The organism is Bradyrhizobium sp. URHD0069 (assembly GCF_000701345.1).
Classification (GTDB): Bacteria; Pseudomonadota; Alphaproteobacteria; order Rhizobiales; family Xanthobacteraceae; genus Bradyrhizobium.
Genome location: NZ_JNIJ01000055.1, coordinates 1 through 19364 on the forward strand (window position 1 = coordinate 1; position 19364 = coordinate 19364).

Sequence of the window (19364 nt, forward strand, 5' to 3'; positions counted from 1 at the left end):
TGAAGCGGTAGGCCTGGTTCCCTAGAACCTTCAGCAGCGCCTCAGGCTCGCTCGGTACCCTCACTTCCCGCACGATTCTGCCCGTGTCATCCACAATGCAGACGCTGGTCTGCTTGACCGATACATCCAATCCAGCAAAATGGTCCATGCTGCGCTTCTCCTTCTGATGCTTGAGGCCGTAACCACGGACCTCGTTTCACCATCAGCCTGAAGCGCAGCACCCAAAATCTTCAGCTATCCACAAGCTGGGCCGGCCGATTACCCCATCTTTCAGGGGTAGCCCGGAAGACACTGCTCACATTGAGTCCTTCTCAGTTTGACCGTTCCGGACAATTGGGTCTATCCGGCCTGGGTCTGCCGTGATTTGATGGCCCACGGTCGAGGCTCCCCAAGAAGAGCATAACGTCGCATAATTACGCACGGTGCAGCTTGGCCGTGACTCCTCATCGACGTGAGAATCGCCATCGCTTTCAGAGCGTTTCAGCGGTCACAGGAGCAACCTTGGGCATTGTTCTGACGTTTCAGTTGGTCGTGGCGATCGTCATCGCGTTGTTCGTAGCATACAACGTTTTTCACTACGTACTTTTTCTCTTGGTGACTCAACCGAAGGACGCGAGCAAGATCGGCCACGAGTTGAATCAATTCGAGCAGCGCCAACTGATCGAGTGGACACCGCGGCCGAGCGACTTTCTCAAGCACGACGACGAGAAGCGTACATATGATGACGTATTCGGCACGTATCGCGACGAGCAAGCGAACTACAGCACGTGCGTTTTCCCCCGCGTCGCATTTTCGCGTCCCTACGAAGCCGAATCCGTTCTTCTGAAGCTGAAGGACGGGATGCGGCTGTTGGATCTCGGGTGCGGATCCGGCGCGGCGGCCTACTACCTCGCCAGCCGGCGAGATATCGAAGTTGTGTGTGTGACCAATTCATCCGTGCAAGCGGACATCTGCCGGCGGAAATTTGCAGAACTGGGTGGGCGTGGACAGGTGATCGTCACCGACTTCGACAGCCTCGATCTCCCGAGTGAAAGTTTTGACACCATCTATGCGCTCGAATCGATCGGCTACACCAAAAACCTGGACGCTTGGCTGGCGCGCTGCTGGCGGATGCTCAAGCCGGGAGGAAGCCTGTTAATCCGCTCACCGGGATCGTTGGATCATTGTCGGCGTAAAGAGGATTACCTAAGCGTCACCGTCTTCTTCGACAACTGGCGCTATAATTTTGTCGGCGCCAATCTTCTCGTCTACAAGATGCGCCGACTCGGCTTCAACCCGATCCGTTATCGGCGACTGCCATTCTGGGCCTGGGGTCTCACGTGGAACTTCATTCAGCACTTGGTGTTGTGGAAGTATCGGCTAAAGATGCGCACATTCGTGGAATTGGAACGGATCATTTGGCGCACTTCGAAGGTATTTGTCTTCGGCAACCCGTACAACACGGTGCTGGCTACCAAGCCCGGGGCAGCATCTTGCTCCCGACAGACTCCTGCATCCTCAGAAGCATTGGGTGGCGTTGCCGAGACTGATCGCTAAAGCGACCCTCCGTTCATTCCGGCCGAGGGCCGACATCACCTAAAAAGCTCGAGGTGCGTGGTGCTTGATGGATTGGAAAACCTGCGCGACAGTTATTTATCCAATCGTTCAGCCATGTCGGGTTTGGCAGCATTTGGAAAAATCTGATCTCGCCCCAGCGACGATTGCGCCCACGCGCCCGGGAAGCCGAAGCGTTTTTCTCTCGCCGCCCATGTTCATGCGACCATGGCGCCGGCACCAACACACTGGAACAGAACGCCCGCTTCTGGCACAAATGCGAAGTGCCGACTGGCTCTGAGATTGTCTGCTTATCGGGGTAGACCGGAAGTGACCGGCCGACTGTCAAACGGCGCTTTTGGGTCGGAAGGGGACTCCGGCTAGCAGTCTGCCAGCGTATGTATGGGGTCGCGCTGTATCGCTTTACGTGTCGATGAAGCGGATCTCGTTGGTGTCGTCTTGCGCGATCAGTGTGATTTGTTGAATGGGATCAATCTGATTTGGGTAGTCCAGCCCTGCTTGCAAAAATATTCCTGTTCCCGTCTGACCCAAATCACTTCATAAGCTTCGCCGTCTCACCCCATGAGAGGGGCGTATCGCGATCGTCACGGACGCGGGGTGGGATGCGGTGGACGCGGCAGCGTCGGGCGCGCATTTCGCAATCGCAGGGCGGGTTGAACCTCGTGAGCGATTTGCGGCGCGCAGACGAACGGCGCTGATGCGTACGGCAAAACCGTGTGGTCCTGGCACCCGTTGCTGGTGTCAAGTCGGCGGAGGTTTTTGCGAGCCCAACCGGGTTCGGCAAACCCTTCAATCCGCCGACGACGGTGACAAGACGAATTCGTCGCCGGGGAGAGCACGATATAAGCCGTTAAAACCATTGCGTGCGGGAATGCCGGGTGTTCCGGTGACCTGCGGTGACTACCGTGTGCTTACTACCATTGCACACGGGCTGCGGGTGCACCGTGCACCCGGCATTCCCCACGCCCTCTATCGGGCGAAAGATTTTTGCATCACTCGGGCGCATCGCGCCGCGGGATCGCGAACGCGCATCTGAAATTGTTTTGGCTGCCTGAAATTTGAATCGGTGGCATGCATTGAGTACGAGCGCGCCACACGCCCAGCCGTCATCGCCTGCGAAAGAGCGTGTGAAGGATACTGACCTTATTTCGATGACGTTCTAGATCGGCAAATAGCTGTGGATCACCGGCATGAAGAAAATGACGAGATTGATGGCGAAGCCGATGTTCCACAGGATCGAGCGCAGCGTGGGCCGATCGCCGAGATAGGTGAAGACATAGGCGACCCGAACGATCAGGAACAATACCGCCAGGTCATCGATCAGACGTTGCGGGCCGGCGCGAAATTCCGCCAGCAACACCGCTACTGCAAAGAACGGAAAGGTCTCGATGCCGTTCTGATGCGCGCCCAGGGCGCGCGAGGCAATAGGGTCGGCATAAAACCCGGGATCGCGCGGTTTGGAATTGTCGAAACGGCGAAACCCGATCCACTTGATCGGTGCGATCGTCAGCAGATAGAGCATCACCGCTCCGAAGACGCACCACTCGGCGACCGTCATGGTTCCCTCCGACATGCGGCAATAAGTGACAATACCAGATAAGTGGCCGTATCAAGTGACAGTATCGAACCGGCCATTATCTTGACAAGAATAGCCCAACGCGCGAAGCCACAGGCATTATGACAACGGTTGTTCCCATCGAAAGCGCAGAGGCTGCGGCCAGCGTCAGACCGGGTCGCATCGGCGTTTTGCTGGTCAACCTTGGTACCCCCGACACCGCGGATGCCAGCGGCGTACGGGTCTATCTCAAGGAGTTTCTATCCGATCCCAGAGTGATCGAAGATCAGGGACTAAAATGGAAGCTGGTGCTGAACGGCATCATCCTGCGCATCCGCCCGAGCCGAAAAGCCCGCGACTACCAGAAGATCTGGAACAACGCGAGAAACGAATCTCCGCTGAAAACCATCACGCGCGCGCAGTCCGACAAGCTCGCCGCTTCGATATCGGACCATGATCATGTCGTGGTTGATTGGGCGATGCGCTACGGCAACCCGTCGATCCGCTCGGGCATCGAGGCCCTCACGGCGCAGGGCTGCGATCGGCTGCTGGTGGTGCCGCTCTACCCGCAATATTCGGCCGCGACGTCGGCAACCGTGTGCGACGAGGTGTTCCGCGTGCTCGCCGGCATGCGCGCGCAACCGACCCTGCGGGTGACGCCGCCCTATTATGATGATCCCGATTATATCGAGGCGCTGGCGGTCTCCATCAATGCGCATCTTTCGACCTTGCCGTTTCAGCCGGAGCTGATCGTGGCCTCGTTCCACGGCATGCCGCAAAAATATATCGACAAGGGCGACCCCTATCAGGCGCAGTGCGTCGCGACGACGGAAGCGCTGCGCAGGCGGATGGGACTGGACGCCTCGAAGCTGCTGCTCACCTTCCAGTCGCGCTTCGGCTTCGATGAGTGGCTGCGGCCCTACACCGACAAGACCATGGAGCAACTGGCGAAGGACGGCGTGCGCCGCATCGCCGTCGTGACGCCCGGCTTTTCCGCCGATTGTCTGGAAACGCTGGAAGAAATCGCGCAGGAAAATGCCGAGATATTCAGGCACAATGGCGGCGAGCAATTTGCCGCAATCCCTTGCCTGAACGACAGCGAGGCCGGAATGGACGTCATCCGGCAGCTTGTTCTGCGCGAGCTTCAGGGCTGGATTTGACCGTGCTGCATGGCCCCGTCATCGTTCAGATGGCGTCCATAAGGTGGCCTGTAAACGGAGACTTACCTATAACTTAAGAAGAACGGTCTGAGCCGGCGCCGCCGGCCTTAGACAGTATACTGCGCTCGGACACCTTTTGTGTCTGGCTTTGGGAGGATTTATGACCGGTTTCGATATTTTCGCGATTGCGCTGTTGCTGCTGGCTATCTTTACGCTGTTTGCCGGAATCAAGACGGTGCCGCAGGGATACGACTGGACCATCGAGCGGTTCGGCAAATACACCCGCACGCTGGCGCCGGGGCTGAACATCATCATCCCCTATTTCGATCGCGTCGGCCGCAAGATCAACATGATGGAGCAGGTGATCAGCATTCCGGAGCAGGAGGTGATCACCAAGGACAACGCCACGGTGACGGTGGACGGCGTCGCGTTCTATCAGGTGTTCGACGCCGCCAAGGCGAGCTACGAAGTATCCGATCTCAATCAAGCGATCATCGTGCTGACGATGACCAACATCCGCTCGGTGATGGGCGCGATGGATCTCGATCAGGTGCTGTCGCATCGCGATGAGATCAACGAGCGCTTGCTGCGCGTAGTCGACGCGGCGGTGTCGCCGTGGGGCTTGAAGGTCAACCGAATCGAGATCAAGGACATCGTGCCGCCCGCTGACCTGGTGGAGGCGATGGGACGCCAGATGAAGGCCGAGCGCGTCAAGCGCGCCGATATTCTGCAGGCCGAAGGCCAGCGGCAATCGGAAATTCTTCGCGCGGAAGGTGCCAAACAGGGCCAGATCTTGCAGGCCGAAGGCCGCCGCGAGGCTGCGTTCCGCGACGCCGAGGCGCGCGAACGCTCCGCCGAAGCCGAGGCCAAGGCGACGCTGATGGTCAGCCAGGCCATCGCCCAGGGCGATGTCGCCGCGCTGAATTACTTCATCGCCGACAAGTACATCAAGGCGTTCGGACAACTGGCGGATTCGCCGAACCAGAAAATCGTCATGCTGCCGATCGAGGCGATGAGTATTCTTGGTTCGCTTGCCGGCATCGGCGAGATCGCCAAGGCTACCTTCGGTGAAAGCGCGGCATCGGCGGCGGCCGCGCGGCGCGGCTCGGTGCCGCAAGCCGGACCGAACCCGCCGCCGGCGGCGCCGATACGTTGAGGGATGGTAGAGGGCTGATCGATGACCGAGATGTTCTCCATATTGGGTAGCTGGAACTGGCTGATCTTCGGCGTCGTGCTGATGGCGCTGGAATTGCTCGCACCGGGCGTCTTCTTGATCTGGCTTGGGTTCGCCGCATTGCTGGTCGGCTTGCTGTCGTTTGCGATCCATCCGTCGTGGCAGCTGCAGATCCTGATGTTCGCGGTCTTCGCAGTCGCCGCGGTGCCGCTGTGGCGGCGCCTCGCGCGCAGCAATAAGGCCGCCAGCCAAAGCAATCCGTTTCTCAACAAGCGGGCGGATGCGCTGGTCGGCCGGGTGTTCACGCTGGAGAAGCCGATCATCGACGGGTCGGGCACGGTGCGGATCGACGATACGATCTGGCGGGTTGCCGGCCCCGATGCGCCCGCCGGCACCCGGGTCAGGATCGTGCAAGCCGACGGCGCGAGCCTGACGGTGGCCGCGGCCTAGGTCAATCGGCCCGATGTTTGCTCCAGCGCTACGCCACGCCGGCGCGCAGGATGTCGTGCAAATGCACTATGCCGACCGGCTTGCTGGCGTCGGTCACGATCAGCGCGGTGATCTTCGAGGAGTTGAGAATTTCCAGCGCTTCGCTGGCGAGCAGGTCGCGTCCGATCGTCTTCGGATTTTTGGTCATCACGTCATCGACGAGTGCGGTCATCAGGTCGGGGCGCATGTGGCGGCGCAAATCGCCGTCGGTGACGATGCCGACGATGGCGCCATAGCCATCGATGATGCCGACGCAGCCAAAACCTTTCGATGACATCTCGACCAGCGCATCCGACATTCGCGTACCCATCGGCTTGAGCGGCACGGCGTCGCCGGTATGCATGAGGTCGCGGGTATATTTCAGCATGGCGCCGAGCTTGCCGCCCGGATGCAGCACGCTGAAATCGACCGAGGTAAAGCCGCGGCCCTCCAGCAGCGCGATCGCCAGCGCATCCCCTAACGCCAGCATCATCAGCGAGGAGGTGGTGGGCGCGAGATTGTGCGGGCAGGCCTCGCGCGCCTTGGGCAAAGTCAGCGCAATATCCGCGGCCTTGCTCAGCGTGGAGTCGCAATCGGCGGTCATCGCGATCACCGCGATGCGGAAGCGCTTGGCGTAGGTGATGAGATTCTTCATCTCCGGCTGTTCGCCGGACCACGACAGCGCCATGATGACGTCGTCGGCGGTGATCATGCCGAGATCGCCGTGGCTCGCCTCTGCGGCGTGCACGAAGAACGCCGGCGTGCCGGTGGAGGCGAAGGTCGCAGCGATTTTGCGGCCGATGTGGCCGGATTTGCCGAGCCCGGTGACGATCAATCGCCCCTTGGCGTTGCGAATGAGATCCGCCGCGGCCGCAAACGTCATGCCGAGGTCGGATTGCAGGGCTGCCACAATCGCGGCGATGCCGCTGCCCTCCACGTCGAGCGTGCGTAAGGCCGATTGAACGGCTTCGTTCGCGTGATCGGTCACGGATGATTTTGCCGTCAGCGGTTTCGACTTGGCCATGTCTGGTCCCAGGGAGGCGGGCAATTGGCTCGCTTCGCGCGCATCCTTAGCACGCCCCATTTTGCGATGCGACGCGCCGGCCGCGGCTCTCAACGGCTCATTAACCATAACTGTTTTAACTCCATTAACGACGTTTTCTGCCAGCGCGTTCGCGCGCGCGTGGAACCGGTCGGCAAGCGTATGAATTTGTTGGGGTATTTTTATCGTGATGTCGGGTCCAGCAAGGGGCCGCCGCAAGCGCGTAAACGCTTTACGCGCGCTATTGCCATGCCTCGCGCTGATCGCGTTCGATAACTCATCCGCGCACGCCCAGACGATCACGTCAGACCTGTTCCGTCCGGTGCGCGACGGCTTCGTGTCGCCGCAGGATTCGCGGCTGCGCAGAACCGGCGAAACGACCAGCGATTCCGCTGACGATGCGAGGCGCCGCGACGGGGAAAAACCCGCGCCGTCGCGGATTGGAAATATTCCGAGCTACGGTCTTCCCGCCGCCAGCGGCGCATCCACTTCCGGTTTTGACTCGCTCAATCGCAAGCGCACGCAGCCAAAATTTTATCCGGGCCAGGCCAGGCCGAAAGCGCCGGGTCCCGGCAGCCCGGCACGGGCGATTTCGGCCGGACGGGCGCGGCTGTCCGTCCCGCCGTCCGAGACTGCGAACAAGGCGCCGATCCCGCCGGCGATGGCCGGCACGGTGGTCGGCCAGCCGGCGCGCAAGCGGCTGAAGATCGACGACGATCCGTTCGGCGCCGTCGGCGATTACGCCGGCAGCTTTCTCATCAAGGGCGCGGTTGAGCTGCGCGGCGGCTATGACACCAATCCCGGCCGCACCTTCGTGCCGAAGGGCTCGTCGTTCTATGTGGTGGCGCCGGAATTTCTCGCGGTCTCCAACTGGGAGCGCCACGCGCTGGTCGCCGACTTGCGGGGATCGTTCGCTGGCTACGGCAACACGTTTCCGCCAGCCGGCGACGGCACGATCTCGTCGGCGCCGACCAATCTCGACCGGCCGGATTTCACCGGTCACATCGACGGCCGCCTCGACGTCACTCGGGATACCCGTTTACTCGGCCAACTGCGTTTGCTCGTTGCCACCGACAACCCGGGCAGCCCGAACATTCAGGCCGGGCTTGCCAAATATCCCATCTTTTCGACCCTCGGCGGCACCTTCGGCATCGACCAGACGCTCAACCGCCTGCAGCTTTCCGCCGGCGGCACCATCGACCGCACCGTCTATACGAACTCCGAGCTCACCGACGGCACCTCGACCACCAACGACGACCGCAACTTCAACCAATATGGCGGTGTCGGCCGTATCAGCTACGATCTCTTGCCCGGCGTGAAACCATTCGCTGAGATCCAGGGCGACAGCCGCATCCACGACGTGCAGTTCGACCGCTCCGGCTTTCAGCGCGATTCCTCAGGCGGCTACGCCAAGGCCGGCACGTCGTTCGAATTCTCGCGGCTCTTGACCGGCGAAATCTCGGCTGGCTACGCGTTGCGCGATTACGTCGATCCGCGGCTTAGCCAGTTAAATGGCCTGCTCACCTCGGCCTCGCTGACCTGGACGGCGACGCCTTTGACCACGGCAAAATTCTATTCCGACACCTTGATCGGCGAGACCACGCTACCCGGCGTCTCCGGTGTGCTGACGCGTGTCTACACTTTCGAAGTCGATCACGACTTCCGCCGCTGGCTCACCGCCATCGGAAGATTCACCTACGGCACGCTCGACTATCAGGGCGACGACCGTCACGACAAGATCTACACGCTGTCGGGCGACCTGATCTACAAGCTGAACCGCGATCTCTGGGTCAAGGGCACCCTGCGCCGGGATGTGATGGACTCCAACATTTTAGGCTCGAGCTCGGCGTCGACGGTGGTGTTGCTCGGGGTGCGCTTGCAGAATTGATGTCGGCTGTCATACCCCGCCACCGGCACACCGCGAGAAGAAGCTCACCGCGGCAGATTCGTCGTGCCCATCAGGAACTGATCGATGGCACGGGCGCAGAGGCGGCCTTCGCGGATCGCCCAAACCACAAGCGATTGTCCGCGGCGCATGTCGCCGGCTGAAAACACGTTCGGTCGCGAGGTATGATAGTCCGCGGTGTTGGCGCGCACATTGCCGCGCGGGTCGAGATCGACGCCGAGCGTCTTCAACAGGCCCTCATGCACCGGATGTACAAAACCCATCGCCAGCAGCACCAGCTGCGCCTCGAACTCGAATTCGCTTCCGGCTACCGGCTTGAACTTGTCGTCGACCTGCACGCAATGCAGTTTTGTCACTTTGCCGTCGACGCCTGAGAATCGTTGGGTCAGCACCGCGTATTCGCGCTTTGCGCCTTCGGCCTGGCTCGATGAGGTCCGCATCTTCAAGGGCCAATTGGGCCAAGTCAGACCTTTGTTCTCGTGCTCCGGCGGAGCCGGCATGATCTCGAGCTGCGTCACCGAGAGCGCGCCTTGCCGGAACGACGTGCCGATGCAGTCGGAGCCGGTGTCGCCGCCACCGATCACCACCACATGCTTCCCGCCGGCCAAAATCTCCGACTCGCTGCCGAGCGGCTCATTGGAGACGCGGCGGTTTTGCTGCGGCAGGAAATCCATCGCGAAGTGAATGCCGTCGAGATCGCGGCCGGGGATCTGCAGGTCGCGCGCGGCTTCCGCGCCGCCGGTCAGCGCCAGCGCGTCATATTGGTTCAGCAGGTCCCGCGGATCGATCGCGCCGGGTGAGCTGCCGCCGACATGGACACCATAGTGGAAGGTAACGCCCTCGGCCTCCATCTGCGCCACGCGACGGTCGACGTGATGCTTCTCCATCTTGAAATCGGGAATGCCATAGCGCAACAGCCCGCCGGCCTTGGCGAATTTTTCATAAACGTGCACGTCGTGGCCAGCGCGCGCGAGCTGCTGCGCGCAGGCCATCCCCGCCGGGCCCGATCCGATGACCGCGACCTTCTTGCCGGTCCGGGTCGTCGGGATTTCCGGCTTGACCCAGCCATTGTCCCAGGCGCGATCGGCGATCGCGCACTCAATGGTCTTGATGGTGACAGGATTGTCGTCGATGTTCAGCGTACACGAGGCTTCGCAAGGCGCGGGGCAAATCCGCCCGGTGAATTCCGGAAAGTTGTTGGTCGAATGCAGGTTGCGCGCGGCTTCTTCCCAGTCGCCCTGGTAGACCAGATCGTTGAAATCCGGAATCTGGTTGTTGACTGGGCAGCCCGGCGTGCCCGGCTGCACCGAGCCGGTGCCGTGGCAATAGGGAATGCCGCAATTCATGCAGCGCGCGGCCTGGTCGCGGGTGTCCTTCTCGCTCAAGGGAACGACAAATTCGCGATAGCTTTTGACGCGCTCGGCGGCCGGCGCGTATTTGCGGTCGTGCCGCTCGATCTCGAGAAAACCTGTTATTTTACCCACGACGTTTCACACTCACGGTAGAGGATCCCAGAAATACCAATAGCAAAAGCCCATCACAGCGCCGAGGAGGAAAGCCCACAACTCGACACTGCCGTTGGCCAGATAGACTGCCAGCGGCACCGCGAAGACCAAGCTTATCGCGAGGGCTCCGTGAATAACAGGAAACCTGTTCACCTCGTCACTCGGCGGCTTGTATCGTGCCGGTCGGTCTCGAGAGAACCTGTAATCTTACCCATTAAACCTGCTGCCCCTGCATCAACCCGGCCTCATGGTTCGAGACGGCGTAAGCGCCTCCTCACCATGAGGAACATCTCTTCTCATCCTGAGGTGCGGCGCCGTCGCCGCGTCTCGAAGGATGACTTGTTATTCCCACGATCCTTCTCGTCATTGCGAGGAGCGAAGCGACGAAGCAATCCATTGGCAACCGCGTTAAATCTATGGATTGCTTCGCTGCGCTCGCAATGACGGGTCAGAATCCCTTATGGTCTAAGCCCCGATCGCGATTTTCGGCTCGGCGTCGGCGTTGGCCTTCAATTCCTTCAGCGCGCGGCGGTATTCCACCGGCATCACCTTGCGGAATTTCGGCAGCCAGGCTTTCCAGTTCGCCAGAATGTCGGCGGCGCGCTTGGAGCCCGTCAGCTTGGCGTGGCGCGTGATCAGGATGTACAGCCGCTCGATGTCTGACTCCAGGAGATTGGTGAACACATCGACCCGGCCGTGCGCTTCGAGATCGCCGGTCGAGTGATAGGCGTTCTGGTTGATCATCTCTTCCGACAACACCGGCTCGAGTTCGACCATCGCCATGTTGCAGAGTTTCGGGAAGTCGCCGGCCTCGTCCAGCACATAGGCGACGCCGCCGGACATGCCGGCCGCGAAGTTGCGCCCGGTCTTGCCGAGCACCACGACGATGCCGCCGGTCATGTATTCGCAGCAATGATCGCCGGCGCCTTCGACCACTGCGATCGCGCCGGAGTTCCGCACCGCAAAGCGTTCGCCGGCGATGCCGCGGAAATAGCATTCGCCCTCGATCGCGCCATACAGCACGGTGTTGCCGACGATGATGGATTCCTCCGGCACAATGCCCGAGTTGCGCGGCGGCTTGACGATGATGCGGCCGCCGGACAGGCCCTTGCCGACATAGTCGTTGCCTTCGCCTTCGAGATCGAAGGTGACGCCACGCGCCAGCCATGCGCCGAACGCCTGACCGGCGGTGCCCTTGAAGCTCACCTGGATGGTGTCGTGCGGCAGTCCAGCATGGCCGTAGATTTTCGCCACGCTGCCTGACAGCATCGCGCCGGCGCTGCGGTCGGTGTTGTTGATCTCCGTATCGATCTTGACCGGCGCGCCGCGGTCGAGCGCCGTCTGAGCCTTTTCGATCAACGTGCGGTCGAGTACGGCCTCCAGATGATGGTTCTGGGCCTCCGCGTGATAGATCTTCTGGCCGGGCAGTTCCTTCTGGCGCACGAACAATTTCGAGAAATCCAGCCCCTTGGCCTTCCAGTGCGCCACCAGCGTCGACTGGTCGAGCATCTGGGTCTGACCCACCATCTCGTTGAAGGTGCGATAGCCGAGCGCGGCCATGATCTCGCGGACTTCCTCGGCGACGAAGAAGAAATAATTGATGACGTGCTCGGGCTGGCCGGTGAAGCGCTTGCGCAGCACCGGATCCTGGGTCGCAACGCCGACCGGGCAGGTATTGAGGTGGCACTTGCGCATCATGATGCAGCCGGCCGCGATCAAGGGCGCGGTGGCGAAGCCGAATTCGTCGGCCCCCAGGAGAGCGCCGATCACGACGTCGCGTCCGGTGCGGAAGCCGCCGTCGACCTGCACCACGATACGGCTGCGCAGCCGCTCGCGCACCAACGTCTGGTGGGTTTCGGCCAAGCCGATTTCCCAAGGCGAGCCTGCGTGCTTGATCGAGGTTAAGGGGGACGCACCGGTGCCGCCCTCGAAGCCCGCGATGGTGACGTGGTCGGCGCGCGCCTTGGCGACGCCGGCGGCAACCGTGCCGACGCCGATTTCGGAGACGAGCTTCACCGACACCTGGCCATCAGGATTGACGTTCTTGAGGTCGTAGATCAGCTGCGCCAGGTCTTCGATCGAATAGATGTCGTGGTGCGGCGGCGGCGAGATCAGGCCGACGCCGGGCGTCGAATGCCGCACCCGCGCAATGACGGCGTCGACCTTGTGGCCGGGCAATTGTCCGCCTTCGCCGGGCTTCGCGCCCTGCGCCATCTTGATCTGCATCATGTCGGCATTGACGAGATATTCGGTGGTGACGCCGAACCGCCCCGACGCGACCTGCTTGATCGCCGAGCGCATTGAATCGCCATTCGGCATCGGCTTGAAGCGGTCGCTCTCCTCGCCGCCTTCGCCGGTATTGGACTTGCCGCCGATCCGGTTCATGGCGATCGCCAACGTCGTGTGCGCCTCGCGCGAGATCGAACCGAACGACATCGCGCCGGTGGCGAAGCGCTTGACGATTTCCTTGGCCGGTTCGACCTGGTCGAGCGGCACGGGCTTGCGCTTCTCGTCCTCGGCGGACTTGATCTTGAACAGGCCACGCAAGGTCAACAGCCGCTCGGACTGCTCGTTGAGGATTTTCGCGAAGGCCTTGTAGCGCTCCAGCGAATTGCCGCGCACGGCGTGCTGCAGCGTCGATACCGACTCGGCGGTCCAGGCGTGATCCTCGCCGCGGGTGCGGTAGGCATATTCGCCGCCGACATCGAGCGCGGTCTTGTAGAGAAGTGAATCGCCGAACGCGTCGGTGTGGCGCCGCACGGTTTCTTCGGCGATCTCGGCCAGCCCCACGCCTTCGATGCGGGTATGGGTGCCGACGAAATACTTTGAGACGAAATCCGCCTTCAGCCCGACGGCGTCGAAAATCTGCGCGCCGCAATAGGACTGGTAAGTCGAGATGCCCATCTTCGACATTACCTTCAACAGGCCCTTGCCGATCGACTTGATGTAGCGCTTGACGATTTCATAGTCGTCGAGCGCGGACGGCAGGCGGTCCTTCATCGAAATGATCGTCTCGAACGCCAGATAGGGGTTGATCGCTTCGGCGCCGTAGCCGGCCAAACATGCGAAGTGATGCACCTCGCGCGGTTCGCCGGACTCGACGACGAGCCCAACCGAGGTGCGCAAGCCGGTGCGGATCAAATGATGATGCACGGCGGCGCAGGCGAGCAGCGAGGGTATCGGAACCCGGTCCGAGCCGGCCATGCGATCGGACAGGATGATGATGTTGTCGCCTTCGCGGACCGCGGCTTCCGCACGCGCGCACAATTCGTCCAGCACCTGCTCGAGCCCCGCCGCGCCCAAGCCGGCATGGAACGTGGTGTCGAGCGTCCGCGATTTGAAATGGGTGTCCGCGAGATCAGAGATCGAGCGGATCTTTTCGAGATCCGCATCGGTCAGGATCGGCTGGCGCACTTCGAGGCGCTTGGTGCCGGCCATGCCCTGCAGATCGAACAGGTTCGGCCGCGGCCCGATGATCGAGACCAGACTCATGACCAGTTCTTCGCGGATCGGATCGATCGGCGGATTGGTGACCTGCGCGAAGTTCTGCTTGAAGTAAGTAAAGAGCTGCTTCGGCTTGTCCGACAGCGCCGAGATCGGCGTGTCGTTGCCCATCGAGCCGTTGGCCTCTTCGCCGGTGGACGCCATCGGCGTCATCAGGATGGTGATGTCTTCCTGCGTGTAGCCGAACGCCTGCTGCCGATCCAACAGTGGCAGGTTCGAGCGCATGCCCTTGATCGGGGCGTCGGGCAATTCCTCCAGCACGATCTGCGTGCCGTCGAGCCACTTGCGATAAGGATGGCTCTTCGCCAGCGACGCCTTGATCTCGTCGTCGGGAATGAGACGGCCCTGTTCGAGGTCGACCAGCAGCATCTTGCCGGGCTGCAGCCGCCACTTGGTAACGATGTGCTCCTCGGGGATCTTCAGCACGCCCATTTCGGACGCCATCACGATACGGTCGTCGCTGGTCACGAGATAGCGCGCCGGGCGTAAGCCATTGCGGTCGAGCGTGGCGCCGATCTGGCGGCCGTCGGTGAACGCAATCGCGGCGGGGCCGTCCCACGGCTCCATCAGCGCGGCGTGATACTCGTAGAACGAGCGGCGCTCTTCATCCATCAGCGGATTGCCGGCCCAGGCTTCCGGAATCATCATCATTACGGCATGCGGCAGCGAGTAGCCGCCCTGCACCAGGAATTCGAGCGCATTGTCGAAACAGGCGGTGTCGGACTGGCCCTCATAGGAGATCGGCCACAACCTGCTGATGTCCTTGCCGTATAATTGCGAATGAACCGAGGCCTGGCGGGCCGCCATCCAGTTGACGTTGCCGCGCAGCGTATTGATCTCGCCGTTGTGCGCGATCATCCGGTACGGATGCGCCAGCGACCAGGTCGGGAAAGTGTTGGTCGAAAAGCGCTGATGGACCAGCGCCAGCGCGCTCTCGAAATCGGCTTCCGCCAGATCGGGATAATATTTGCCGAGCTGATCGGCGAGGAACATGCCCTTGTAGACCACGGTCCGGCACGACAGCGACACCGGGTAATAGCCGGCAAGGCCGCGGTCGCGGCGCTGATAGATCGCCTGCGAAATCGATTTGCGAAGGATATAGAGCCGGCGCTCGAATTCGTCTTCGGTCTTGCTATGCGCGCCGCGGCCGATGAACACCTGCATATGCGCGGGCTCGGTCGGCTTGACCGTTTCACCGAGCGAGGAGTTGTCGACCGGCACCTCGCGCCAGCCGAGCAGCGTCAACTGCTCCTCCTTGATCTGGTCGGCGATGATGCTCTTGATGACTTTGCGCCACGCCGTCTCCTTCGGCATGAACAGCGCGCCGACCGCGTAGTTGCCGGGCTGCGGCAGCGTGAAGCCGAGCGCCTTGGTTTTGCGTGCGAAGAACGCGTGCGGAATCTGCACCAGAATGCCCGCGCCGTCGCCGGCGCGCGGGTCGGCGCCGACCGCGCCGCGATGCTCGAGATTGCAGAGAATGTTAAGCGCGTCGGACACGATCTGATGCGACTTCTTGCCCTTGATATTGGCGATGAAGCCGACGCCGCAGGAATCCTTCTCCAGCGAGGGATCGTAGAGACCCTCCGCGGGCGGGCGCCAGTCGTGCTCGCGACCCTCGTGCAGAGGCTGCGCCGGTTTCGAGGCCGAGGCCGCCGACAGCGCATTCGTGACGATGCTTTCGCGCTCGCACTCCGACCCGTTCATCTCAAGTCCTCTCAATAAGGCTAAGGCCTCACCGTCGTGGTCGGCGCACCTTGGGCGTTTGCGGCACCCACCGGGCCACCGCTCGTCCTCCGCGAGCCGCAATTTCGTAAATTCAGGCTGGGCGTTCAACGTCCCCGATGAACGGCCTTGCCCTTATTTCCCGGCGACCGGGCGCCAGACTATCATTGCAACCCTGTGCCGGGTTTGCCGCCGCAATTGAGACAGCTATGCTGTCCTAACTCCGACCATGCCAAATTTTTTTCTATCATACAAGCGCCTGAAAGTCGCCGGTTGGCTGCTGCATCAGGCCCCTGCGGTAACCGGGGCCGCGCCGTTTCGGATTTGAGGCAACGCGCCGCGATCCGGCCAAAGGACCGCCGGATTCAGCGACAAGGTTGCGGCCGGGTCAAAGAGCGAAAACGCTCCGGGCGTGGGGGCGTTGCAGGAGGGATCGGCAAATGAACTTGTTCACAGGATGCGTTGTGTCGGCCGGACTGGTTCTCACCGCCGCGGCCGCAAATGCGCAAGGCTCGGCGCCATACGAAATCGGACGTTCGCCATACAATGTCGAGGGCTCTTATGCGGCGATGCCGCCGGAAGTCCCGGCGCCCCGCTACGGACCGATCTTGCTGCCGCCACAGGAGGTCTACGCGGTCGTCCGCGAGAGCGGATTTTTGCCTCTCGGAATTCCGCGGCAGCGCGGCCCCGTCTATACGATTTCGGTGATCGATCGCGGCGGCGGCGACGGCCGACTGGTGATCGACGCCCGCACCGGCCGGATCATCCGCTTCATGCCGGCGTATCGGATGGGCGGCAATTCCAACAAGGATTTGACAGCAATTTATGGTCCGATGGGGCCGCTGCCGCCGGTCAGCGGCGTCGGGCCGTTGCGGCCGCCGGCGTCGGTCCCGCAGGTCGCGAGCCGCACGCCGTCAGTGCCCGTGCCAAGACCGTCGCCGCCGCGCCCCGGTGAAGCGAAGCCGCTGGCGGCCAAGCCCGCTGCCGTGCAGCCGGCGCAGCAGTCGGCCGCGGCGGAGCCGCCAAAACCGGCCGATGCGCAAACTGTCCCGCAAGCTGCTCCGCCTGCAGTGGTCGAAGCAAAACCCGCCGCCCCGCAGATTCAGCCGACGCAAGGGATGCCGGAGGTGCAGGGGCTGGAGTAGGAAAGGCCGGCGGAATTACACCGACCGTCATTGCCGGGCGCGAGGGAAACGAGCGAGCCCGGTTGGTGTAGTCGGCACAACAAAAACGCCCCGGTTTTCCCGGAGCGTTTTCGCATTCAGCGATAGAAAGCGCGTTACGCGGCGGCTTTCTCGGGCGAGCCGTCGACCACCTGCGGCGCCTGGGCGGTCGTTGAGATCGGAATGCTGCGGGGCTTCTTGGCCTCCGGGATCTCGCGAACGAGATCGATGTGGAGCAGACCGTTCTCGAGCGAGGCGTTTTTCACCACCACGAAATCGGCAAGCTGGAAGGCGCGTTCGAAGGCCCGCGCCGCGATGCCACGATACAGCACCTCGGACTTGTCGTTGACGTTTTCATTGGCTGACTTCTCGCCCTTGATCGTCAGCGTATTTTCCTTCGCGACGATCGAAAGCTCGCGCTGCGAGAAGCCGGAAACCGCGACGCTGATGCGGTAGGTGTTCTCGCCGGTGCGCTCGATGTTGTAGGGCGGATAGCCGGGGCTGCCGTCTGCGGCAGCGCGGTCGAGCAGCGAAAAGAAGCGGTCGAAGCCGACGGTGGAACGATAAAACGGGGTAAGGTCGTAAGTACGCATAGGGTAGTCCTCCATTGAGCGACTGTTGAAGTAAAACCCGCCCGCCATCGGGCCGGGCTTTCGTCTTAAGTGCAGCCTTGTGGTCCGGTTTTCCGAAACACTGGTAGCGGCCTGTACAAAAGGTGATATGGGAGGAGCGAGATGGCGTTCAAGAGGCGGAGAAGTCTGCCTTTTTTGGCGCTCCCGCCCTTGATCTTCAGCCCTTCTTACCTATCCGGTCCGCTGCCCATGACGCTCGTCTCGATCCCCGCGAATCCGGTTCCGGAGAACGTCGTCAGCGGCACCATCAAGACGCCGGATGGCGCGGAATTGCGCTTCGCGCGCTGGGCGCCGCCAGCCAACCGCAAGGGCACGGTCTGCGTCTTCACCGGCCGCGGCGAGCAGATCGAAAAATATTTCGAGACGGTGCGCGATTTGCGCGACCGCGGTTTCGCGGTGGCGATGATCGACTGGCGCGGGCAGGGCCACTCGTCGCGGCGGCTGCGCGATCCGCGCAAGGGATATGTCCGCGACTTTTCCGACTTCGAAGTGGACGTCGAAACCTTCGTGCAGCAGGTGGTGCTGCCGGATTGCCCGCCGCCGCATTTCGCGCTGGCGCATTCGATGGGTGGCGCGGTGATGCTGCGCCTCGCGCATGCCGGCAAGCGCTGGTTCGACCGCATGGTGCTGTCGGCGCCGATGATCGATCTTCCCGGCCATCGCACCGCGTTTCCGGCCCGCGCGTTGTTGCGCCTGCTGCGGCTCGCGGGCCAGGGCGGCCGCTACATTCCCGGGGGCACCGGCGCGTTGATCGGCACCGATTCGTTCATCAGCAATCCGCTGACCAGCGATCCCGTACGCTATGCCCGCAACGCTGCGATTCTCGAAGAAGATCCGACGCTCGGCATCGGCGCGCCGACGGTGGCCTGGGCCGATACGGCGTTCAGGGCGATGCGCGGTTTCCGCGCCTCGGACTACCCCTCGAAAATTCGTCAACCGATCCTGATGCTGGCGGCCAGCAACGATACCATCGTCTCGACATCAGCGATCGAGGAGTTCGCCTATCATCTGCGCGCCGGCTCGCATCTCGTGATCGCCGGCTCGAAACATGAAATTCTGCAGGAGCAGGACCGCTATCGCGCGCAATTCTGGGCGGCGTTCGATGCCTTCGTGCCGGGCACGCCGCTGTTTAAGTGATCAGGCCGGCCATTTTGGAGAACCCATGCTCGGTATTCAGGAACTCTGGCTCTTCATCATCTCCGGTCTGCTGCTCAACGTCACGCCGGGGCCCGACACGGCATACATAGTCGGCCGCAGCGTGCAGCTGGGATGGCGCGGCGGTGTGGCTGCGGCGCTTGGCATCGGCATCGGTTGCCTTGTTCACGTGTTCGGCGCGGCGATAGGTTTCTCGGCGCTGCTCGCAGCGTCATCGGCCGCGTTCACCTTTGTGAAATGGGCCGGCGCGGCCTATCTCTGCTTCGTGGGCGCGAGAATGCTGCTGTCACGCCCCCGTGCGCCAACAGAAGATGCGGCGGCCGGAAGCGGTGCGATTTCGCTGCGCGGGGTGTTCTGGCAAGGCGCACTGACCAACGCGCTCAACCCGAAAGTGGCGCTGTTCTTTCTCGCCTTCCTGCCGCAATTCGTGGCGTCCGATTCGCCGCACAGGGCTGCCGCATTCGTGCTGCTCGGCCTGATTTTCGTTTTCAACGGCACGCTCTGGTGCGTCGGCGTGGCCGCCTTCGCCGCCAGGGCTGCCGGCCGCGTCAGGCAATCCGGTCCAGCCATGCTCTGGATCAACCGCGCTCTGGGCGGGCTGTTCCTCTATCTCGGCGCCCGCGTCGCCATGCTTCAGACGCGCTGATCAAGGCGATACTCATGGAATATGAGTAACGCTTGGCTATTTTGGAGCGCATCACGCACTCAAGTCAGACACCGCGCGAAGTGGCAAATCCGTCAAGCTAATTGACGGGACGGCCACGACCACAGTTTCGCTCAGCGTTTGCTCCCGGATTTCGAGTGCTGCCGGGACACGCTCCGCG

General features: G+C 62.1%; 13 protein-coding genes and 1 pseudogene. 8 read left to right on the forward strand and 6 right to left on the reverse strand.

Annotation, left to right across the window (positions count from 1 at the left end; genetic code table 11):
• Positions 1 to 148 (reverse strand): annotated as a pseudogene (locus tag N554_RS42335) (IS110 family transposase); the annotation flags it as partial.
• Positions 149 to 501: 353 nt separating this feature from the next.
• On the opposite strand from N554_RS42335, the gene N554_RS0126565 reads away from it, so the two are divergent.
• Entirely contained in the window at positions 502 to 1536 is a 1035-nt protein-coding gene (locus tag N554_RS0126565) for an SAM-dependent methyltransferase (protein WP_029586276.1), read from the forward strand.
• 1177 nt (positions 1537 to 2713) lie between these two features.
• On the opposite strand, the gene N554_RS0126575 is transcribed toward N554_RS0126565, so the two are convergent.
• A complete protein-coding gene (locus tag N554_RS0126575) occupies positions 2714 to 3112 on the reverse strand; it encodes an MAPEG family protein (RefSeq protein ID WP_029586277.1) in 399 nt (132 codons plus the stop codon).
• Between the two features lie 119 nt (positions 3113 to 3231).
• Between N554_RS0126575 and hemH the strand changes: the two genes are divergently transcribed.
• The 3 genes from hemH (at position 3232) to N554_RS0126590 (ending at position 5893) form a co-directional block, all read left to right on the forward strand.
• Positions 3232 to 4269: a ferrochelatase gene (gene hemH / locus N554_RS0126580; protein WP_029586278.1), complete on the forward strand. Its 1038-nt coding sequence runs from the start codon at positions 3232 to 3234 to the stop codon at positions 4267 to 4269.
• Between the two features lie 160 nt (positions 4270 to 4429).
• Positions 4430 to 5425 (forward strand): SPFH domain-containing protein, encoded by a 996-nt coding sequence (locus tag N554_RS0126585; RefSeq protein ID WP_029586279.1) that lies wholly within the window; start codon positions 4430 to 4432, stop codon positions 5423 to 5425.
• 21 nt (positions 5426 to 5446) lie between these two features.
• Positions 5447 to 5893, forward strand: coding sequence for an NfeD family protein (locus tag N554_RS0126590; RefSeq protein WP_029586280.1), 447 nt, complete (start codon positions 5447 to 5449; stop codon positions 5891 to 5893).
• Positions 5894 to 5921: 28 nt separating this feature from the next.
• On the opposite strand, the gene N554_RS0126595 is transcribed toward N554_RS0126590, so the two are convergent.
• Positions 5922 to 6935 carry a KpsF/GutQ family sugar-phosphate isomerase gene (locus N554_RS0126595; RefSeq protein WP_029586281.1) on the reverse strand — a complete coding sequence of 338 codons (1014 nt, stop codon included), beginning with the start codon at positions 6933 to 6935 and terminating at the stop codon, positions 5922 to 5924.
• 208 nt (positions 6936 to 7143) lie between these two features.
• Here N554_RS0126595 and N554_RS0126600 point away from each other — a divergent pair, with 208 nt between their 5' ends.
• On the forward strand, positions 7144 to 8841 hold the full coding sequence (locus tag N554_RS0126600; protein ID WP_029586282.1) for an outer membrane beta-barrel protein: 1698 nt from the start codon (positions 7144 to 7146) through the stop codon (positions 8839 to 8841).
• 44 nt (positions 8842 to 8885) lie between these two features.
• Here N554_RS0126600 and N554_RS0126605 read toward each other — a convergent pair whose 3' ends face one another.
• Together N554_RS0126605 and gltB are read right to left on the reverse strand one after the other, a co-directional pair.
• Positions 8886 to 10343 carry a glutamate synthase subunit beta gene (locus N554_RS0126605; RefSeq protein WP_029586283.1) on the reverse strand — a complete coding sequence of 486 codons (1458 nt, stop codon included), beginning with the start codon at positions 10341 to 10343 and terminating at the stop codon, positions 8886 to 8888.
• Between the two features lie 486 nt (positions 10344 to 10829).
• Positions 10830 to 15572 (reverse strand): glutamate synthase large subunit, encoded by a 4743-nt coding sequence (gltB, locus tag N554_RS0126610; protein WP_029586284.1) that lies wholly within the window; start codon positions 15570 to 15572, stop codon positions 10830 to 10832.
• 458 nt (positions 15573 to 16030) lie between these two features.
• Here gltB and N554_RS0126620 point away from each other — a divergent pair, with 458 nt between their 5' ends.
• Positions 16031 to 16735 (forward strand): PepSY domain-containing protein, encoded by a 705-nt coding sequence (locus tag N554_RS0126620; RefSeq protein WP_029586285.1) that lies wholly within the window; start codon positions 16031 to 16033, stop codon positions 16733 to 16735.
• A 134-nt stretch (positions 16736 to 16869) separates the two neighbouring features.
• Here N554_RS0126620 and N554_RS0126625 read toward each other — a convergent pair whose 3' ends face one another.
• Positions 16870 to 17346 carry an Hsp20 family protein gene (locus N554_RS0126625; protein ID WP_029586286.1) on the reverse strand — a complete coding sequence of 159 codons (477 nt, stop codon included), beginning with the start codon at positions 17344 to 17346 and terminating at the stop codon, positions 16870 to 16872.
• A gap of 228 nt (positions 17347 to 17574) precedes the next feature.
• On the opposite strand from N554_RS0126625, the gene N554_RS0126630 reads away from it, so the two are divergent.
• The gene (locus tag N554_RS0126630; RefSeq protein ID WP_029586287.1) at positions 17575 to 18522 is read left to right on the forward strand and encodes an alpha/beta hydrolase; all 948 of its coding nucleotides are present in this window, start codon (positions 17575 to 17577) and stop codon (positions 18520 to 18522) included.
• 25 nt (positions 18523 to 18547) lie between these two features.
• Positions 18548 to 19186, forward strand: coding sequence for a LysE family translocator (locus tag N554_RS0126635; protein ID WP_029586288.1), 639 nt, complete (start codon positions 18548 to 18550; stop codon positions 19184 to 19186).
• Positions 19187 to 19364 lie beyond the last annotated feature (178 nt).